The organism is Bacillus silvicola (assembly GCF_050524305.1).
GTDB classification, from domain to species: domain Bacteria; phylum Bacillota; class Bacilli; order Bacillales; family Bacillaceae_G; genus Bacillus_A; species Bacillus_A cereus_AT.
Genome location: NZ_JBNGVC010000007.1, coordinates 1 through 17,169 on the forward strand (window position 1 = coordinate 1; position 17,169 = coordinate 17,169).

Consider the following 17,169-nt stretch of genomic DNA (forward strand, 5'->3'; position numbering starts at 1 on the left):
TATAATAATTTTTACTTGTGTCAATTCGATCTACTACCACATCTACCGAATCGGATGGGGTAGATGCACTTGCTTTCTCTATTGGGGAAAATCCTAACAATGTAACTAAAACCAGAAAGTATAGTAATAATCCTTTAAATTTCACAAAAACACGTCCTTTCATATTTAAATATTATAGAGATAAAAACATTTTGAGAACATAAAAGCCTACTAGCTTAATATTAATTACTTATTCACGTATTATCATTTAAACAAGTTATATTTAAAAACTTATATAAACTTTAAGACGCGGGTACTAATTTCCACACAACTTTTTCTTTACCTAAGCGAGCAAATGTAAGAGGACCATACAGTGGTGATTCACCATCTTTATAATCAAGGTATCCACCTTCCGCTTGCAGTATATATCCTCCTTCTACAGGAGTTATTGTCCAATCAGCCGCGTATTGTTCGCCCAAAATAAGGTGTAAGCTACTACCTATAAATTGATCCACAAGTCCTATCCCAGGCATCGGATAAGGCATCCCAATATGGTATGTCTTTTTTTCTTCAGAAAAAACCAATTTCATACGAGCTTCACTAGGTTTTTCTACTGTATTACCTAATGAACTAACTACTAAAGATGGTGAAAAATTAAGAGACGGGCGAGAACTTAATCCTCTTGTTGGTAAATCTGCTGGAACTATATAATAATTTTTACTTGTGTCAATTCGATCTGCTAATTCATTTAATGGATTAGATGATACAGATGCACTTGCTTTTTCTATTGGTAAAAATCCTAACAATATAACAAAAACCAAGAAAGATATTAATGCTCCTTTACTCTTCATAAAATCACCTCCTTTAAAATACTTAACTTATATAATAACTAAACAAACAAAAAATCTGAATATTAAGAAAATTAATTGTAAAATTTAGCATAATTCTTGTTCAACTATTGTATTGCGAATACTATAGTTAACACATTTATCGCTGTAAAAGCCTATTCAATTGCATTAGTAAGGATTCAAAATTTTAATAGGGCAAATTTAACCATGCTTAATAACATACATTATTCATGACCATTGCAAAAATTATTCTTTTGGAGTCTTTCCATGAAATAAATCCATCGTGTTTGACTTATAGGTGTAGTAGTGTGAAGTGTGATTGTTTAAGTAATTAGTACAATATATAAATGACTGGGGAGTTACAAAGAAAAGTTTTCATATACAACCATTCCCAAAGGGTATTGGGATATAAGGTGACAGTTGGATTCGAACCAACATAAAAGGGTATGCTAACCTTGTACCATTCCTAATTGGCATGCCACCATATGAAAAATATTGATATACTAAAATAAAAGGCGACAATCGGATTTGAACCGATGATACAGGTTTTGCAGACCTGGGCCTTACCACTTGGCTATGCCGCCATATAATTCTCTATAAAAGAGAATTAACACTTTGTTTTACGATTAAAACAATGTTAAATATCATATCAATTAACCATTAATTCTGAATAAACGGATTCCACACCACATTATAACATTGTTTATTTAATTTAGTAAATGAAATTACTGATTCTTCAAACATAACAATCCTTTATAGGAAGCCTTCGACATTTTGTCTTCTGTGCTTATTAAAATTTCGTAGCCTCCCCTAGACAAATAAGAGAAGAGGCATGTGAATTCAACGTACAAATATGTGTTTTATTATATGCACCATGATTTGATCCTGCTAAAATAGTGAACGGAAATTAGATATTACAGGATTCTCCTGCCCCTATAAATAGGAATTCCAATATTGTTGTAAATCATCTAATTCTCTAAATTTAATTTTTCTATTTAGCATATTTAAGGATTTTAGATTCCTATTTTTAGGTCAACAGATATACATCCTAAATATAGAATAAGTATCTAATAAAATAATTTTGTACCTTGATAACACCCAATACCTTTTCTATCGAATAGCTTTTCTTTAAATGCTATAAGATCAGTGTAATAAACTATACCTATGACAACCTAGATTCAAGTATAAATCTTTTAGTGTTAATATGTTCTCTTTTTTAATCTTGAGTCCTTCGTTATCTATACTTAGGCATGATCATTGGATCAGGATATGTGTTCATCTGATTTGGTAAAAATGCAGCTATAGCTGCTGGAACTGTCTCTATATAGATATCGTCTGAACCCGCGCCAGTTACAACCTGTTTTAATTCATTTTCATCAACTACACTAATCAATCCACCAGTATTCCATTTTTGTTTTCGCATTTCATCTGATTTTTTTCTTCTAAACATTTGATATCCATCCTTTTTTATAATTTTTTAGTTTGAATTTAAGTACATAGAAAATATTTAAGATATTTCTCTTTTAAATTGCTACTTTTTATATTTTTAAAGCCTAAATGTTAAATTTATAGTTTGTATTGGTATGAATGATTATTTATGATTCCTCTATATAATTTTTTAGGAAACCGCACTTGAGAAATAGATCTCAAGCGCGATTTAAATTAATTAGCATCTTTTTTTCTTTGAGGCATAAAGGTAGTAACAAATGCGACAAGAGCTATCCCTAAACCGAGTCTTTCAGGAATGTCAATATTTAACCCATTATTCCATTTATATATAAAGGAAGCCAAGATTAAAAGGGTAACTCCCCCAGTTGCGAATCTGATTATATTACGGTCTTTTTTTGTTTGAGCTTTCATATCTATCCCTCTTTCTTTTTTATTAGGTTCATAAATATATATGCTTAATTTGCTAGTAACTTGTAATTCGGTTCTATATCCTTGAAGAAGGAAGAGTAATAACCAGCTTTTAGCATTAACTCCTTATGAGTACCTGATTCTATAATAGTTCCTTTATCCATCACAATTATTAAGTCTGCATTCATTACTGTAGTAAGTCGATGTGCAATTACAACCCTTGTACATTTTATTTCATTGAGATAATCATCTACCTTCTTCTCATTCAGATGATCTAATGAACTTGTTGCTTCATCTAATACTAAAATGGATGGTTTATGAACTAAAGCTCTCGCAAGTGCAATACGTTGTCGCTGTCCTCCTGAAATATTGAACCCCATCTCAGATATGAACGTATTATATTGCATAGGCATCTTCATAATGTCATCATGTATTTGTGCTACCTTAGCAGCTTCAACAACTTCTTCTATCGATATATCCTTATCATAAATTGCAATATTTTCAAAAATAGTCTTATTAAATAGTGTAACGTCCTGAGGAACTACACCAATTTGACGTCTCAATGATGATTTTTCGATATTACTTAAATCCACATCATCATAATATATTTTTCCTTCACTCGGATTATGCAATCCCAATAGTAGACGGGACATGGTACTCTTTCCAGCACCAGATTCTCCAATAATCGCTACTTTTTGGCCCGGTTTAATTTCTAAATTAATATTTTCAACAGACATTGGACTATATTTTGTATATTGATAACTAACATCTTCAAAACGTATACGACCTTCAAGATTAGTTATCTCTTTCATATCCGGAGTTTGTTCTTCTTTTGGTGCGTCTAATACATCTTGTACCCTTCTTAAATACGTACCAGTTACAAAGAAAGAATTAAACATTTGGACAATTGACTGACTTAGCCCAAAAAATTGATTGGAAATAGCATGAAAAGCTACTAGATTTCCTAATGTTAACTGATTGTTTAAAATTAAATATGCACCAAGCCACAGAGTGAATAAGGGAGCTAAATTCCCAATAGAACCACTTACTGATTGAATATAATTATTAAGATTTTGCTTCTTTCTATAAGCTTTTAGCAACTTTTTAAAATTTTTATTCCATCGAGTAAATATTTTATCCTCGATTCCAGCTGTTTTAACATTGAATATTCCATACAAAGTCTCCGTTTGAATACTTTGAACTTCACTATTCGCCATAATTTCTTCTTGGCTAACCTCTTTTACTTTGGAGCGTGTAGCAATTAATAAAACTGCGTTAAGTACTGTGAACACTAAAACAGATACCGTTAAAATTGGTGATTTAATTATCATGAAAACAAATATTACAATTAGTAACCCAACATCTAATATACCCTTAATAAGGTTTGATCCAATCATATCTCGAATTATTCTTAGACTATTTACCCTAAATAGAAGATCTCCAAATTTTCTTAGGAGGAAAAAATGATAAGGTAAATGAAGTAAATGATTAATAAATTTACTCATCATTTGTTTATCTAAAAAGTTCTCCATTACAATTACAACCTTACCTCTAACTATATTGAATAGAAATTGGAATCCCACCACAAATACTATTGATATTAAAAAGATATTTAACAAATTAAAATTTTGAGGTGAAATAACATGATCTATTAAATATTGAATTAGAAGGGGTATACCTAAAGTGAATAACTGTAAAACAAAGGACAGTAAGACTAAATTTATTAATAGGGATGGTCTCTCTTTCAAGATGTTAATATATGGTAACCACAAACTTTTAGGCTTCTTTTTAACAAACCTTTCACCTGGTACGCATGTCATAACATATTTTGAAAAATCCCTTTCGAACTCTTCCTTTTTTACCTTATTTCTTCCCACAGCGGGATCAACAATTATTACTCCATGTTCAGCTACTTCCTCTAGTACTACATAATGTTTTTCCTTCCAATAAATAATGCAAGGGAGTGGGATTTTATATAATTCATCATATTCTTGAATTTTAAAACAATTTGCTTCATATCCTAATCCCTCAGCTAGATGCTTTAAATGAAATAGTGACGTTCCATCTCTACCATTACCAATCCTTTCATACATGTCATGAAAAGATACGGTACTATTATGATATTCGGTAATCATCGCTATACAACAAAAACCACATTCAGTCTGTTGGGCTTGTTCTATAAATGGTACCTTTTTCTTAAACATCAACTAGTCTCCTTTCTATATAATTTATGGTACTTAAAATATAAACGCTTCCTAATGTTAATAACAATTAGTAAAATAGGATCAAAAAAACAGCAAATTAATGCTTATTTTTTTGATCCTATTTTACTAATACAAAAAAATTTAGAGTTAAATTCCTTCTAGATATGGAGTTTAATAATAAATGCATTATCATGAATCGTATCAAAGAACCTATAGAACATGTAGAATATCTCGTAAGAGCGTTAAGTGACTGGGAGTTCTGTTTTGATTAAAAAATAAATTGCGTATAAACAGTAAAAAGAGTCCATCATAACCGATGGGCTCTTTTTACTGTTTATTAAAATGAGATACTATTAAGATTTCTCAAGATTCAATTCTCATATTACACGGTCTTTCTCAATGTCTTTACATAACGCACTGTAATTAAAATCATACCAATGGTAAATGCGCTTATTGATGTTAATAATATACCAATAGACAATATACCTTGATCAACTAATTCTATAGACTGTAATGGTAGAGACCATATATATAAAAACCCCCACTTTGCTTCTGAAAAAATAAATACCCCGATTAAAGATAGAATTATATTAAGAAATGTAAAAGTGATAGATGTTTTTATAAATAAGAATAAGAAAAGTTGCACTGTTATTAGAGGCAGTGTTGCAGCGACAGAAATAAAAAATACTTTAACCATGAATAATAAAGGAAATGGATCTGTAAAATCAAAATATCGTCCTGATACATATAGGCTTATTAAAGCGATTAAGTGTACTACAGAAAATAATAACACACTAGATACTAATTTAGATAAAACAATCTTAAAGTTAGTAATCGGAGATAAATGCATTATTTTCCAATTAGTTTTACTTTCAAACTGGCAGAAGAAAGTTGTTATCATCCCTGAAATGACAGGGAGAAAAAAACCAACATAGAAAAAAGATACAAACATCCATACGCCCATCCATGCATTATCCAAACCGTGATTATATTTTCCTACAACGTATTTAGTGTACATAACCATTGAATATATAATCGGACAAAGTGCTAAGATGAAAAATGTAATTTGTTGTGGATGCTTTCTTATTTTTATCCAGTCGGAATAAATTAAATTTATCATTTGAAATCTCCTTTTTTAGTTTTTATTATTGGTTTTAATAAATATGATATATCCAATTCCTAAAATAAGAGCAGTAATAGGAATTCCCGCTAGCATGTACCATTTATCGTACGCCCATAATGTATTAAAAACCTCTAGATTATTCACATAATTAATTGGAGAATATAAAGTTTGATATGAAATAGGGAACCACCAAAGCTTAGTTGAGCTTAATATATCGCCGAAAAGATACGAACATAGGGCTAGCGTAACAATCACTGATTGATTCGATACGTTAATGGATATAATGAACGCCAAAGCGCAGAATGGAACGCTAATAAGAAATGGATATAACGTAAAAACAAATACTTGCTGCATTGAAACCGCATCCAAAGGGATACCTAAACCTGGAATTAATAATACTGTACAAAGCATATGCATTAAGGTTGTAATAATAAAGGCAATCATAACAACCACAAACTTACTTAGATACACATTTAATTTCTGTACTGGATACGATAGTGTTCTGGCCCACGTAGAATTTTTATATTCAATATTGTTTACACTCGCTATAATAAACACAATAAAAAAGTTTAAGATGTATTTTAAGATTTGTAGATTTATGCCAAATACCGTTTCTAATTTAATAGCATGATAATTACTATAATAATTTAATCCGATAAATTCACCCAATCCAAGTATAATAGGCCCTAAAATAATCAAAAACAGTAAATGACTTTTTCTATATTTTATATACTCAGTAGCTAATACACTCCTCATACACTTACAGCACCTTGTCCAACAATATCTAAATATGCTTCCTCTAAATTTTGTTTTTTAGTTTGGAAAGATTGAATGAAAATCTGATTAGATACTAGTAATTGTTGAATATCATTAAGTGATTTATCATCATAATATTCAACACTAAAGATATTATTATTTACATGGAATATATAGTTAGATTGTTCAAGTAATTTCTGAGTAAGAGCTGTATTATTAACTGTAAATTCAACAATATTTAATGATTGTTTATTTTGTAGGGAAGATAATAAACCTTGGTACTTTATTTCTCCTTGATGAATAATCCCGATATGATCGGCCATTTGTTCAACTTCACTTAGAATATGACTTGACAAAATTATAGTAGAATTAAATATACTTGGTGCCTTTTTTATAAATTCTTTTACTTCATAAACTCCCTGTGGATCTAATCCATTAGTGGGCTCATCTAATATTAATAATTCAGGGTTATTCATGAATGCAGCAGCTAATCCTAAACGCTGTTTCATACCAAGGGAATATTTTTTAAAGGCACGGTTTCGGTCTTCATATAGTTTAAATAAATTCAAAAGTTCCTTTATATGTTCTTTATCATTAACATTCTTCAATTTAGAAGCAATTAATAAATTTTCGTACCCCGATAAATGATCATAAAAGGTCGGAGCTTCAATTAATGAACCTGTTTTAGATAAGATTTCAATTCTATTTTTTTTGATATCCTTTCCTAATACTTCTACAGTTCCCTCGTCTGCTTCTATTAATCCTAGTATGATTTTAAAAAAAGTAGATTTACCCGCTCCATTCGGACCTAATAATCCAAATATTTCTCCCTTTTTAATAGTTAAATCAATTCCTTTTAAAACATGTTTGTCTTTATACTTTTTATGCAAACCTTTAATATTTAAAACTTGATTGTTCATAATATCAACCACCTGAATTTAGAATTTTAAATCAATTACAAGTTTAAATTTCTTCCTTATATTTACTTATTATTAATAATTTTTTTACTAAAATCTCCAAATAGAATATAAAGCAAAGATTAATACCCAGTTTCTATGATCTACATGTCATTTTTAATATTTAATTGTCGTTCCACTACACGCTTTTACTACATGATAATAGTAATTCACTCACTATTATCATGTAGTAAAATAATAGTGAGTGAAATTTACAAAGTATCATTAAAACAGGTTAATTAAGAACAAAATTATTTAACACTATTTGTACTCTTATAACTATTAATTAATCCATATCCATACTGATCATCTTTACCAGTTGCACCTAAATCGGTAGCACCATCTTTTAAATACTTGATAGTTATATCTGCCGAAGGTTTTGTAGAATGAAGCTCATAATACCTTGAGATAATAGCTCCTAATGTACCAGATACTGATGGTGCAGATAAACTAGTCCCTAGGTTTAGCGTGTAGCCTTTCGGTGTATTTAGTTGAACATCCAACATAGTAGGTTCTAAATAAGTTGGATAGGTAGTACCAATTAAATAGGATGGATCAAATTTGAATTGGTTATCAATAATTGTTCCATATGAACCACTTGGTGCACTAAAGTCTACCTCTGGACCAAAGTTGGAGTAATTTACAAATTCATCGTTCTTGTCTGTTCCTGATACCGTTAATACATTACTTAATCCACCAGGTACATGAATTTTATATAATACACCTTTCTCATCATCTACTTTTTCAAATGGTTTATCCAAGCTTATTCCTTCATTACCTGCTGAGGCAACTACAATAGAATTTTTTTCTTTCGCGTATTGAATAGCTCTTTCATACGCCTTTATAATTGCGTTCTCATCCTCTAAATTTATAGCCTTATATGTTCCTAAACTTAAGTTTATTACGTCTGCTCCGTTATTTGCTGCATCAATAATAGCCTGTATAGTCCAGACTGATTCACCATCTTTTTTCCCTATAACTTTATATGGAGTAATAGTTATATTGGGAACAATCCCTTTTAATTTATCATGAGCTGCAATAATTCCTGCAACCTGAGTACCATGGCCATTTTGATCTAACAGATCCGGCTCGCTAGGAACATAGGATTTCCCTTCTAAATACTTAATACTATCTTTAAGTTCAGGGTGGTTATAATCTACGCCGCTATCAACTAAAGCGATGTTTACATTTTTTTCTCCTAAAGTTATCTCGTGAGATTTATAATTATCAGTTACCTTGGCAATTTGCCAAGGTGGCGAAACATTCGAGACAGGTTCATTAATAGTAATGGAATTCAATGTTCGTTTCGAAGATAAACTATATTTCAACTTATTATTTGCAAACTGCTCGTTTGGATTTAAAACCTTTGGATCTTGTAAAGTTAATTTAGCACTATTAGCAACATTTTCTATAGATGCTTTAAACTTAGTACGTATTTTACTATCTAAATCGGATTGAATATTACTATTAGTTTCTTTATATGAAATCATTTGGATTTCTGGAGTATATTTAATCTCAATTGCGTTATTTTCCTTTAAAAAGTTTATAATATTTTCTTTGTTATTCTTTTGAATCTCGTTATCCAAAAGAATAAATTTATAATTATCCGTTGTATCTATTTTTTCTGCTTTTACCGGTTGTGTAACTAAACTTAACAAGAATACGGAAAGTATAGTCATAAGAATTTTTAGCTGTTTCATGTATCCGTCTCCTTTTATAATTTAGCCTCTTCTAACCTTAAAATAGAAGGAATTGAATTATAGTCAGATTGTTGTAAAAGACCTACTCCAATCCCACTAAGGCCTGTCATTAAACCAAACGATTCAGTTCCCGTACTAACCCCTTTTTTCCAATTATGCGTTTTAGAATACTCTAAAAGTTGTATACCAATAGAATTTGCTCGTTCGTAAGATGTTTTATCTTGTAACACTTTTGCCGCATACAAAAGAATATCTAAATTTCCAAAATCTCCATGGCATAGTGAACGATTATGACCAAACGATTTATCAATAGTTGTATCTAGAGCCGCATATATATTTTGATCGAGTATACTATTTTCATAATTACTTTCTTTTAACATTAGCCTACTTAATAAGATTCCTGGTGCACCATGACACCAAGCAACAGAATGATTATCTTTAGAAGGAAGTTTCCAATTTTTATGCTTTGGATCATAGAAACTATTTTCATAGGATAAAACTTTATCTGCTAGTTCTAAAATATTAGGATTGTTTATATATTGATTAGCTGCTACCAAAGCAGTAATAATACCCGCCGTTCCATGAGAATATCCTATCCATGAAATATCATCTCTTTGTTTCCAAGAAACATGTCCCTCTTTTCCAGGATGATGATATGCAGCATTTATTAAGTATTCACTTGCTTGTTTGAGAAGTTTTAGATATTCCTTATTACCACTATCTTTATAAAGAGCTATTAGTACCCCGATTACCCCCGCAGTTCCATCAATAATATCAAATACTTTATCTTGCGATAATTTACTAACAACCATTTTCATAGAATCGAGTATGAGTTGTTCATATTGTTTAGTATGTGATAATTGATTAATATGATTTAAAGCATAAATTGAGCCACTAACGCCACTAAAAGTACCAATATTAAACATTCTTTGCTCAGGTAATCTTTGGAGTGAATTAATTACAGGATAAATAGACTTCTCAGCCGTTAGTTTATAATCATTTCTTCCCGTCAAATGATATAAATAACTAAAGAATAGAGAAATACCGCTTAAGCCATTATATAAATCTAAATCAACAGGATAAATATCCCATTTATATTCATTAGAGGCAGATATTACGGTACTAATCCAGCAAAGATCAGATTGATCATTTCCTTCTATAGCATTAGCAATTAAATAATCCCCTATATGACGTGCCTCAATTAAAAATTCCTTAGATTTATTAGCATGAATATTGATCTTACGATATGGATCAATAACTTGTTCATTTGCACCAAATGTAGCTGAATGTGCTAAAAAGCTCATTCGCATAATTCGAATTTGTTGTGCGCAATCTACAATATTAAGGTCATCGATCTTCTGTATTACAGCTTCTAAAGGAGATGACTCAAAAAAGTTTTGAATACAAATTTGCTCTCTATGATATAAATGATTGCTACTCACCGTTGTATAAAAATATGGAATATCATCATTGAGTAGATCAGTTTTTTCGGATTTAATAATTTCTTTTGGTTTGTTCTCTGGTTCCAATGCCAGAGTGTGGAAATAAATATCTCGGTTATATCCTTTTTGTAAAAAATCAGGATGTTTACTTTTTCTTAGTAATTCACCGTATACAGCGGTAGGTCTTAAAATCATTCTTACTATCGTATTTTTAAATTTATCTGATATATAATTGCTATACTGTTGTTTATTATTTAAAATCCATTCATAAATATATTTAAAGCCATCTATTATAACGTCTACATGATCTTTATATGAAACTTTTTCACCTTTAAAAATCGGCTTATTTTTTTCAAATTCATTTACTTTAACATATTTATATTTTGCATCTACGTACATCACATCTGTATTCTTTGCTTCTACTGAAGGTACCTTTAATGGATATAATTGGTCATTTTTATCACTAAGACCACTTAAATCAAGACCTTTATAGTTAGGATTATCGCTATTAAATGCAAGAAATGGAATAATTCCAGTGGATCTAACAGATCTATTAATTAGATTTAGAGCTTTATTATGAGCAGATCCATTCTTTTCTTCTAATATTTTTGCATGGTGGAATAAAGATTCAAGGTCAATTGGAACCGGATACTCACCCATCGCTATAATATTCTCATAATGAAAGTCCACAGCATTTAAACTATATAAAACGCCTAAAAGACTCCCCATTTTAAAATAAAATGATTTAAGTTGCTCCTCCGTTTTGCATTCTATATTCTCAATATATTCAACCCAACCATAAGAATGTTTATCGATGATTTTTGGTGAATACAGTTGAGCTTTATCATTAACTTGATTATTTATCCAAGTAGTTAGATCATTAAATGCCGCTTCGACACCAATTGATCGAGGCTTATAAATAAGTTTTATATTAGGAAGAAATTCAATTAATGAAACCGTTTTGCCATCATTATGTTCATCACCAAGCCCTAATGTAATGGTCATTAGTTTATTTGTCTGAGTATCAATATTAAATGTCTCTTGAATTTGTACCTTATCTTGTTCAAGATTATAGTAAAGAGTAATAATATTATTTGACCAATGGATTAATGTAGTTAACATTGTTCTATATAAAGCAGGATATGTATCCTTAAAATAAACAAAAAATTCATTTGTACTAATGTAAGAACAAAAATGATTGTAACGTTCTTCCGGGGTTTCCCCTTTTAAATTTTCAAGAACGCGTTGAATATTAAGTTCTAATATTAATGTTTTATGGGATAATTCATATAATCTTTTATACATATATTCTAGTGGTGCCAATAATTGTGACTCTTCGAAGAACGAATATGTATTCAATGATTTATGAACTTTAGAAAATGAGTAACTCATAAATTTTTTAAAAAAATTGTAAAAAGTTGCTTTTGATAAATGCTCTTCGATTGTTGGGGGAATTTCATATGTTTGGAAACTGTCAAACTCTGAGAAGGTTAATGATAGCAATGCATCTACTTTATCTACACTGTATTCATCATGTTCTAATTGAGACAGAGTTGATAACTGAATACCTGAAAGATCCTTTAAGATCCCTTCAAATTTATTTTCGTTGTTTTCAAATGTTTTTTTCCAATAATTTATGTAATCCGTAGAATCTGGAACTATCTGATCATTAGTTTTTATTTCATCAATAAATGCACTATGCTTTACAGACACTTTACTACTCCTTTCATTAATAAGAGAAGTAGATTCTCTACTTCTCTTATATATTTTATAAAGATAATTAATTACAAGAAGGCATACATTCTTTTGTTAACGCACAGTATCCACCATTATTACTTAACCGTTACAAGAAGGCATACACTCTTTTGTTAACGTACAGTACCCACCATTATTACCTAACCAACTGCTTAGACCTTCTGGCGTTACATCGCCTTCACCAGCGCCAAATAGAGACTGAATTTCTTTAGAATCAACTTCTCCTGCTGGGTGGTTTGGTGCATCCTCGTTTTTAGAACGTTCTACTGGATTTTTCCATGCTTCTACTACTTTTTTTGATGAACTCATATTTAACACTCCTATTTTTATATTTTTATATAGATAATTAATTACAAGAAGGCATACATTCTTTTGTTAACGTACAGTATCCACCATTATTACTTAGCCGTTACAAGAAGGCATACACTCTTTTGTTAACGTACAGTACCCACCATTATTACCTAACCAACTGCTTAGACCTTCTGGCGTTACATCGCCTTCACCAGCGCCAAATAGAGACTGAATTTCTTTAGAATCAACTTCTCCTGCTGGGTGGTTTGGTGCATCCTCGTTTTTAGAACGTTCTACTGGATTTTTCCATGCTTCTACTACTTTTTTTGATGAACTCATATTTAACACTCCTATTTTTATATTTTTATATAGATAATTAATTACAAGAAGGCATACATTCTTTTGTTAACGCACAGTATCCACCATTATTACTTAACCGTTACAAGAAGGCATACACTCTTTTGTTAACGTACAGTATCCACCATTATTACCTAACCAACTGCTTAGACCTTCTGGCGTTACATCGCCTTCACCAGCGCCAAATAGAGACTGAATTTCTTTAGAATCAACTTCTCCCGCTGGGTGGTTTGGTGCATCCTCGTTTTTAGAACGTTCTACTGGATTTTTCCATACTTCTACTACTTTTTTCGATGAACTCATATTTAACACTCCTATAAATTTCATTATTCTTTTATATAGATAATAAGTTAAATAAAAATACATTTTTTAGTTAACTTATGTTATCTATATAGAAATTAACAACGACTTGTACATTTTGTTGTTGGACAAATACTTACTGTAGCTGCAATAGTAGCCTCAACGATTGTTGGTGTTGCTGGCGTTGTTTCTGGATTTACATCTCCCGCTCCCGCTACTTTCTTTAATTCATTTTCATCAATTGAACCGATTAATTCTTTTGTATCAAACTCTTGATTTCGTAATTTAGCTAATTTTTCATTCTTTGACATATTGAACATCCTCTCTTTTTTTAATTTATTATTAACAACGGCTTGTACATTTTGTTGTTGGACAAATACTTACTGTAGCTGCAATAGTAGCCTCAACGATTGTTGGTGTTGCTGGCGTTGTTTCTGGATTTACATCTCCCGCTCCCGCTACTTTCTTTAATTCATTTTCATCAATTGAACCGATTAATTCTTTTGTATCAAACTCTTGATTTCGTAATTTAGCTAATTTTTCATTCTTTGACATATTGAACATCCTCTCTTTTTTTAATTTATTATTAACAACGGCTTGTACATTTTGTTGTTGGACAAATACTTACTGTAGCTGCAATAGTAGCCTCAACGATTGTTGGTGTTGCTGGCGTTGTTTCTGGATTTACATCTCCCGCCCCCGCTACTTTCTTTAATTCATTTTCATCAATTGAACCGATTAATTCTTTTGTATCAAACTCTTGATTTCGTAATTTAGCTAATTTTTCATTCTTTGACATATTGAACATCCTCTCTTTTTTTAATTTATTATTAACAACGGCTTGTACATTTTGTTGTTGGACAAATACTTACTGTAGCTGCAATAGTAGCCTCAACGATTGTTGGTGTTGCTGGCGTTGTTTCTGGATTTACATCTCCCGCCCCCGCTACTTTCTTTAATTCATTTTCATCAATTGAACCGATTAATTCTTTTGTATCAAACTCTTGATTTCGTAATTTAGCTAATTTTTCATTCTTTGACATATTGAACATCCTCTCTTTTTTTAATTTATTATTAACAACGGCTTGTACATTTTGTTGTTGGACAAATACTTACTGTAGCTGCAATAGTAGCCTCAACGATTGTTGGTGTTGCTGGCGTTGTTTCTGGATTTACATCTCCCGCTCCCGCTACTTTCTTTAATTCATTTTCATCGATTGAGCCGATTAATTCTTTTGTATCAAACTCTTGATTTCGTAATTTAGCTAATTTTTCATTTTTTGACATATTGAACATCCTCTCTTTTTTTAATTCATTTTCATCTACTGATCCAATTAATTCTTTTGTATCAAATTCTTGATTTCGTAATTTATTTAGTTTTTCATTTTTTGACATACTTAACTTCTTCTCTTTTTTAGCTATTGATTAGCATTATAAGCATCTCGCTGTACAACTTGGTGTCGGGCAAAGGTGTTTAGTAAAATCAGGATTTGTAAGTATTGGTGTCGCTGGTGTTGTTTCTGGATTTACATCCCCAGCACCCGCTATTTTTTTTAATTCATTTTCATCTACTGATCCAATTAATTCTTTTATATCAAACTCTTGATTTCGTAATTTGTTTAATTTTTCATTTTTTGACATAACAACCACCTTTTTTGAATATTCTCAAAATAAATATTATAATACTTCAAATTTCATTAACAAAGATTGGTGACAGGTTTAGATGTTATAGAAGGTAATTTATGTTTCCTTCTATCTCCAGCATCACCAACCTTTTTTATTCCTTTAATATAAAGCTGTCTGTTTAATCCATTGTAAGACTATTAAAGGCATCATTATTTTCTTGAAATCAAATGATAACTGAATTTGATCTTCTAACTCTCCATGTATGTGTAATTGCTTTTGTAAGGCTAACATACACTCTGTAGTTTGGTCCTGTAACCTTGGATACATAAATTCTTTTGAATGATGAATGCTTGTACTTTGGTTTATCATATACCCAATAGCTATGGGCCCTTTTTTTTCACCTATTCCTGCTTTAAATTCTTGAATATTGATGGCTTTTAAATGAATAAAATAATCATTATGAAAATCTATTGCATAAGCACCTGGGGTAGAGATACCAGTTACAATATTCGGTTGGAAAACAAATAGAATAGGTACCAAAGCTGTAAATGTTTGATTGTGAAATGCTTCATATAAAATTTGTGCTAAGGTATCAATATGAATAAAAGGTTGAGCTAGACTAATCGATTCTTTTTGGAATACTTGTTTATTCAATAGTTGTTTGTAAACATGATATGGCAATACGTCTTGTTCATTCGAAAAGTCTTGTAAATGTTGATTATTTTCCCTACCAAGATCCAAATGATAATTTATATTGTTTATCATATCTATAGAATTTTTTGTCTCTAGCATCAGATTAACTACCTCCTTGCTGTCTAACTTTCTGTACCTAAAATATACGTGTTAATTTATGTTAATAACAATTAGTAAAATTCAGTTAAAAATATCTAAAATTATTGTTGTTTTTTTCTATATTATTTTACATGTTTTGTAATTCTAGAAAGTTCCTATAGGATTTAAACTTGTACAAGTAAAAATATGGCTATCGTTGAACATAAAGTTAGCTGATTAATTGAGTTTCAGACAAAGTTAATATAATAAATAAACAGGTGGAATTTACTTTCCACCTGTTTATTATCTATGTATTGTTTTATAAAGGATATGTATTTAAAGGATATCTTGAATATCGAGGGCTTAATTACTCTATATCTGGTATCACATCACCGTAAAAAGTTGGAATATCTTCGATACTAGTTTGTGCAGCTACATTTTGTGTAGTATCTGTATTAGTTAGATTTTCAGATAAAGAAATACCGGATAACATAATAGCTGTAGTAAGAATGACATAAATTTTTTTGATTTTCATAATTCCAACCTCCGTTAGTAGTTGCTTTGTTAATTTAAATACTAATGGATGTCCTTTGTTAAACGGAATTAGTAAAAATTTCCGATTTGTAATTCACTTTTTTTATCAAAATAAGTTACCTATTTAACCAATTTTATTTGTAATTTATCTCCTGAAAAATTAACCTTGTACAAATAAAAATATTACTATCGTCAAACATAAAGTTAACTAATTAATTAAGTTTCAGACAAAGTTAATATAATAAATAAACAGGTGGAATTTACTTTCCACCTGTTTATTATCTATGTATTGTTTTATAAAGGATATGTATTTAAAGGATATCTTGAATATCAAGGGCTTAATTACTCTATATCTGGTATCACATCACCGTAAAAAGTTGGAATATCTTCGATACTAGTTTGTGCAGCTACATTTTGTGTAGTATCTGTATTAGTTAGATTTTCAGATAAAGAAATACCGGATAACATAATAGCTGTAGTAAGAATGACATAAATTTTTTTGATTTTCATAATTCCAACCTCCGTTAGTAGTTGCTTTGTTAATTTAAATACTAATGGATGTCCTTTGTTAAACGGAATTAGTAAAAATTTCCGATTTGTAATTCACTTTTTTTATCAAAATAAGTTACTTATTTAACCAATTTTATTTGTAATTTACCTTATAGTAAAT

The 17,169-nt window shown here is 30.3% G+C and carries 21 protein-coding genes, 1 tRNA gene and 3 pseudogenes; all 25 read right to left on the reverse strand.

Annotated elements, in window-relative coordinates:
- Positions 1 to 281: 281 nt before the first annotated feature.
- Entirely contained in the window at positions 282 to 830 is a 549-nt protein-coding gene (locus ACP6L7_RS10880) for a hypothetical protein (RefSeq protein WP_430529222.1), read from the reverse strand.
- A 510-nt stretch (positions 831 to 1,340) separates the two neighbouring features.
- A tRNA-Cys gene (locus ACP6L7_RS10885) sits at positions 1,341 to 1,411 on the reverse strand.
- 650 nt (positions 1,412 to 2,061) lie between these two features.
- A complete protein-coding gene (locus ACP6L7_RS10890; RefSeq protein ID WP_097832704.1) occupies positions 2,062 to 2,277 on the reverse strand; it encodes a hypothetical protein in 216 nt (71 codons plus the stop codon).
- Positions 2,278 to 2,489: 212 nt separating this feature from the next.
- Entirely contained in the window at positions 2,490 to 2,687 is a 198-nt protein-coding gene (locus ACP6L7_RS10895; RefSeq protein ID WP_097832705.1) for a hypothetical protein, read from the reverse strand.
- 44 nt (positions 2,688 to 2,731) lie between these two features.
- The gene (locus ACP6L7_RS10900) at positions 2,732 to 4,888 is read right to left on the reverse strand and encodes a peptidase domain-containing ABC transporter (RefSeq protein ID WP_097832706.1); all 2,157 of its coding nucleotides are present in this window, start codon (positions 4,886 to 4,888) and stop codon (positions 2,732 to 2,734) included.
- A gap of 382 nt (positions 4,889 to 5,270) precedes the next feature.
- Positions 5,271 to 6,008, reverse strand: a complete 738-nt coding sequence (locus tag ACP6L7_RS10905) for an ABC transporter permease (protein ID WP_097832707.1) — start codon at positions 6,006 to 6,008, stop codon at positions 5,271 to 5,273.
- A gap of 15 nt (positions 6,009 to 6,023) precedes the next feature.
- Entirely contained in the window at positions 6,024 to 6,767 is a 744-nt protein-coding gene (locus ACP6L7_RS10910) for an ABC transporter permease (RefSeq protein WP_097832708.1), read from the reverse strand.
- Positions 6,764 to 7,687: an ABC transporter ATP-binding protein gene (locus tag ACP6L7_RS10915; RefSeq protein WP_001064855.1), complete on the reverse strand. Its 924-nt coding sequence runs from the start codon at positions 7,685 to 7,687 to the stop codon at positions 6,764 to 6,766. Before ACP6L7_RS10915 ends, ACP6L7_RS10910 begins: the two co-directional genes overlap by 4 nt.
- A gap of 287 nt (positions 7,688 to 7,974) precedes the next feature.
- The gene (locus ACP6L7_RS10920; protein WP_097832709.1) at positions 7,975 to 9,423 is read right to left on the reverse strand and encodes a S8 family serine peptidase; all 1,449 of its coding nucleotides are present in this window, start codon (positions 9,421 to 9,423) and stop codon (positions 7,975 to 7,977) included.
- Positions 9,424 to 9,437: 14 nt separating this feature from the next.
- Complete coding sequence (locus ACP6L7_RS10925) at positions 9,438 to 12,578, reverse strand: type 2 lanthipeptide synthetase LanM family protein (RefSeq protein WP_097832710.1); 3,141 nt, start codon at positions 12,576 to 12,578, stop codon at positions 9,438 to 9,440.
- Positions 12,579 to 12,645: 67 nt separating this feature from the next.
- Positions 12,646 to 12,699, reverse strand: a pseudogene (locus ACP6L7_RS36270) (lichenicidin alpha family lanthipeptide); the annotation flags it as partial.
- 2 nt (positions 12,700 to 12,701) lie between these two features.
- On the reverse strand, positions 12,702 to 12,929 hold the full coding sequence (locus ACP6L7_RS10930; RefSeq protein ID WP_097832711.1) for a plantaricin C family lantibiotic: 228 nt from the start codon (positions 12,927 to 12,929) through the stop codon (positions 12,702 to 12,704).
- 37 nt (positions 12,930 to 12,966) lie between these two features.
- Positions 12,967 to 13,020, reverse strand: a pseudogene (locus tag ACP6L7_RS36275) (lichenicidin alpha family lanthipeptide); the annotation flags it as partial.
- A gap of 2 nt (positions 13,021 to 13,022) precedes the next feature.
- The gene (locus ACP6L7_RS10935; protein WP_097832711.1) at positions 13,023 to 13,250 is read right to left on the reverse strand and encodes a plantaricin C family lantibiotic; all 228 of its coding nucleotides are present in this window, start codon (positions 13,248 to 13,250) and stop codon (positions 13,023 to 13,025) included.
- Positions 13,251 to 13,287: 37 nt separating this feature from the next.
- Positions 13,288 to 13,341 (reverse strand): annotated as a pseudogene (locus tag ACP6L7_RS36280) (lichenicidin alpha family lanthipeptide); the annotation flags it as partial.
- A gap of 2 nt (positions 13,342 to 13,343) precedes the next feature.
- Positions 13,344 to 13,571: a plantaricin C family lantibiotic gene (locus ACP6L7_RS10940; protein WP_430529223.1), complete on the reverse strand. Its 228-nt coding sequence runs from the start codon at positions 13,569 to 13,571 to the stop codon at positions 13,344 to 13,346.
- Between the two features lie 95 nt (positions 13,572 to 13,666).
- Positions 13,667 to 13,879 carry a class II lanthipeptide, LchA2/BrtA2 family gene (locus ACP6L7_RS10945; RefSeq protein ID WP_000041628.1) on the reverse strand — a complete coding sequence of 71 codons (213 nt, stop codon included), beginning with the start codon at positions 13,877 to 13,879 and terminating at the stop codon, positions 13,667 to 13,669.
- A gap of 31 nt (positions 13,880 to 13,910) precedes the next feature.
- Complete coding sequence (locus ACP6L7_RS10950; RefSeq protein ID WP_000041628.1) at positions 13,911 to 14,123, reverse strand: class II lanthipeptide, LchA2/BrtA2 family; 213 nt, start codon at positions 14,121 to 14,123, stop codon at positions 13,911 to 13,913.
- A 31-nt stretch (positions 14,124 to 14,154) separates the two neighbouring features.
- Entirely contained in the window at positions 14,155 to 14,367 is a 213-nt protein-coding gene (locus ACP6L7_RS10955; RefSeq protein WP_000041628.1) for a class II lanthipeptide, LchA2/BrtA2 family, read from the reverse strand.
- Between the two features lie 31 nt (positions 14,368 to 14,398).
- Positions 14,399 to 14,611, reverse strand: coding sequence for a class II lanthipeptide, LchA2/BrtA2 family (locus tag ACP6L7_RS10960; RefSeq protein ID WP_000041628.1), 213 nt, complete (start codon positions 14,609 to 14,611; stop codon positions 14,399 to 14,401).
- A gap of 31 nt (positions 14,612 to 14,642) precedes the next feature.
- Positions 14,643 to 14,855, reverse strand: a complete 213-nt coding sequence (locus ACP6L7_RS10965; protein ID WP_000041628.1) for a class II lanthipeptide, LchA2/BrtA2 family — start codon at positions 14,853 to 14,855, stop codon at positions 14,643 to 14,645.
- Between the two features lie 144 nt (positions 14,856 to 14,999).
- Positions 15,000 to 15,209: a class II lanthipeptide, LchA2/BrtA2 family gene (locus ACP6L7_RS10970; RefSeq protein WP_430529224.1), complete on the reverse strand. Its 210-nt coding sequence runs from the start codon at positions 15,207 to 15,209 to the stop codon at positions 15,000 to 15,002.
- 144 nt (positions 15,210 to 15,353) lie between these two features.
- On the reverse strand, positions 15,354 to 15,986 hold the full coding sequence (locus tag ACP6L7_RS10975) for a hypothetical protein (protein WP_097832123.1): 633 nt from the start codon (positions 15,984 to 15,986) through the stop codon (positions 15,354 to 15,356).
- 346 nt (positions 15,987 to 16,332) lie between these two features.
- Entirely contained in the window at positions 16,333 to 16,500 is a 168-nt protein-coding gene (locus ACP6L7_RS10980) for a hypothetical protein (protein ID WP_170961045.1), read from the reverse strand.
- Positions 16,501 to 16,841: 341 nt separating this feature from the next.
- Complete coding sequence (locus tag ACP6L7_RS10985) at positions 16,842 to 17,009, reverse strand: hypothetical protein (RefSeq protein ID WP_170961045.1); 168 nt, start codon at positions 17,007 to 17,009, stop codon at positions 16,842 to 16,844.
- Between the last annotated feature and the right edge of the window lie 160 nt (positions 17,010 to 17,169).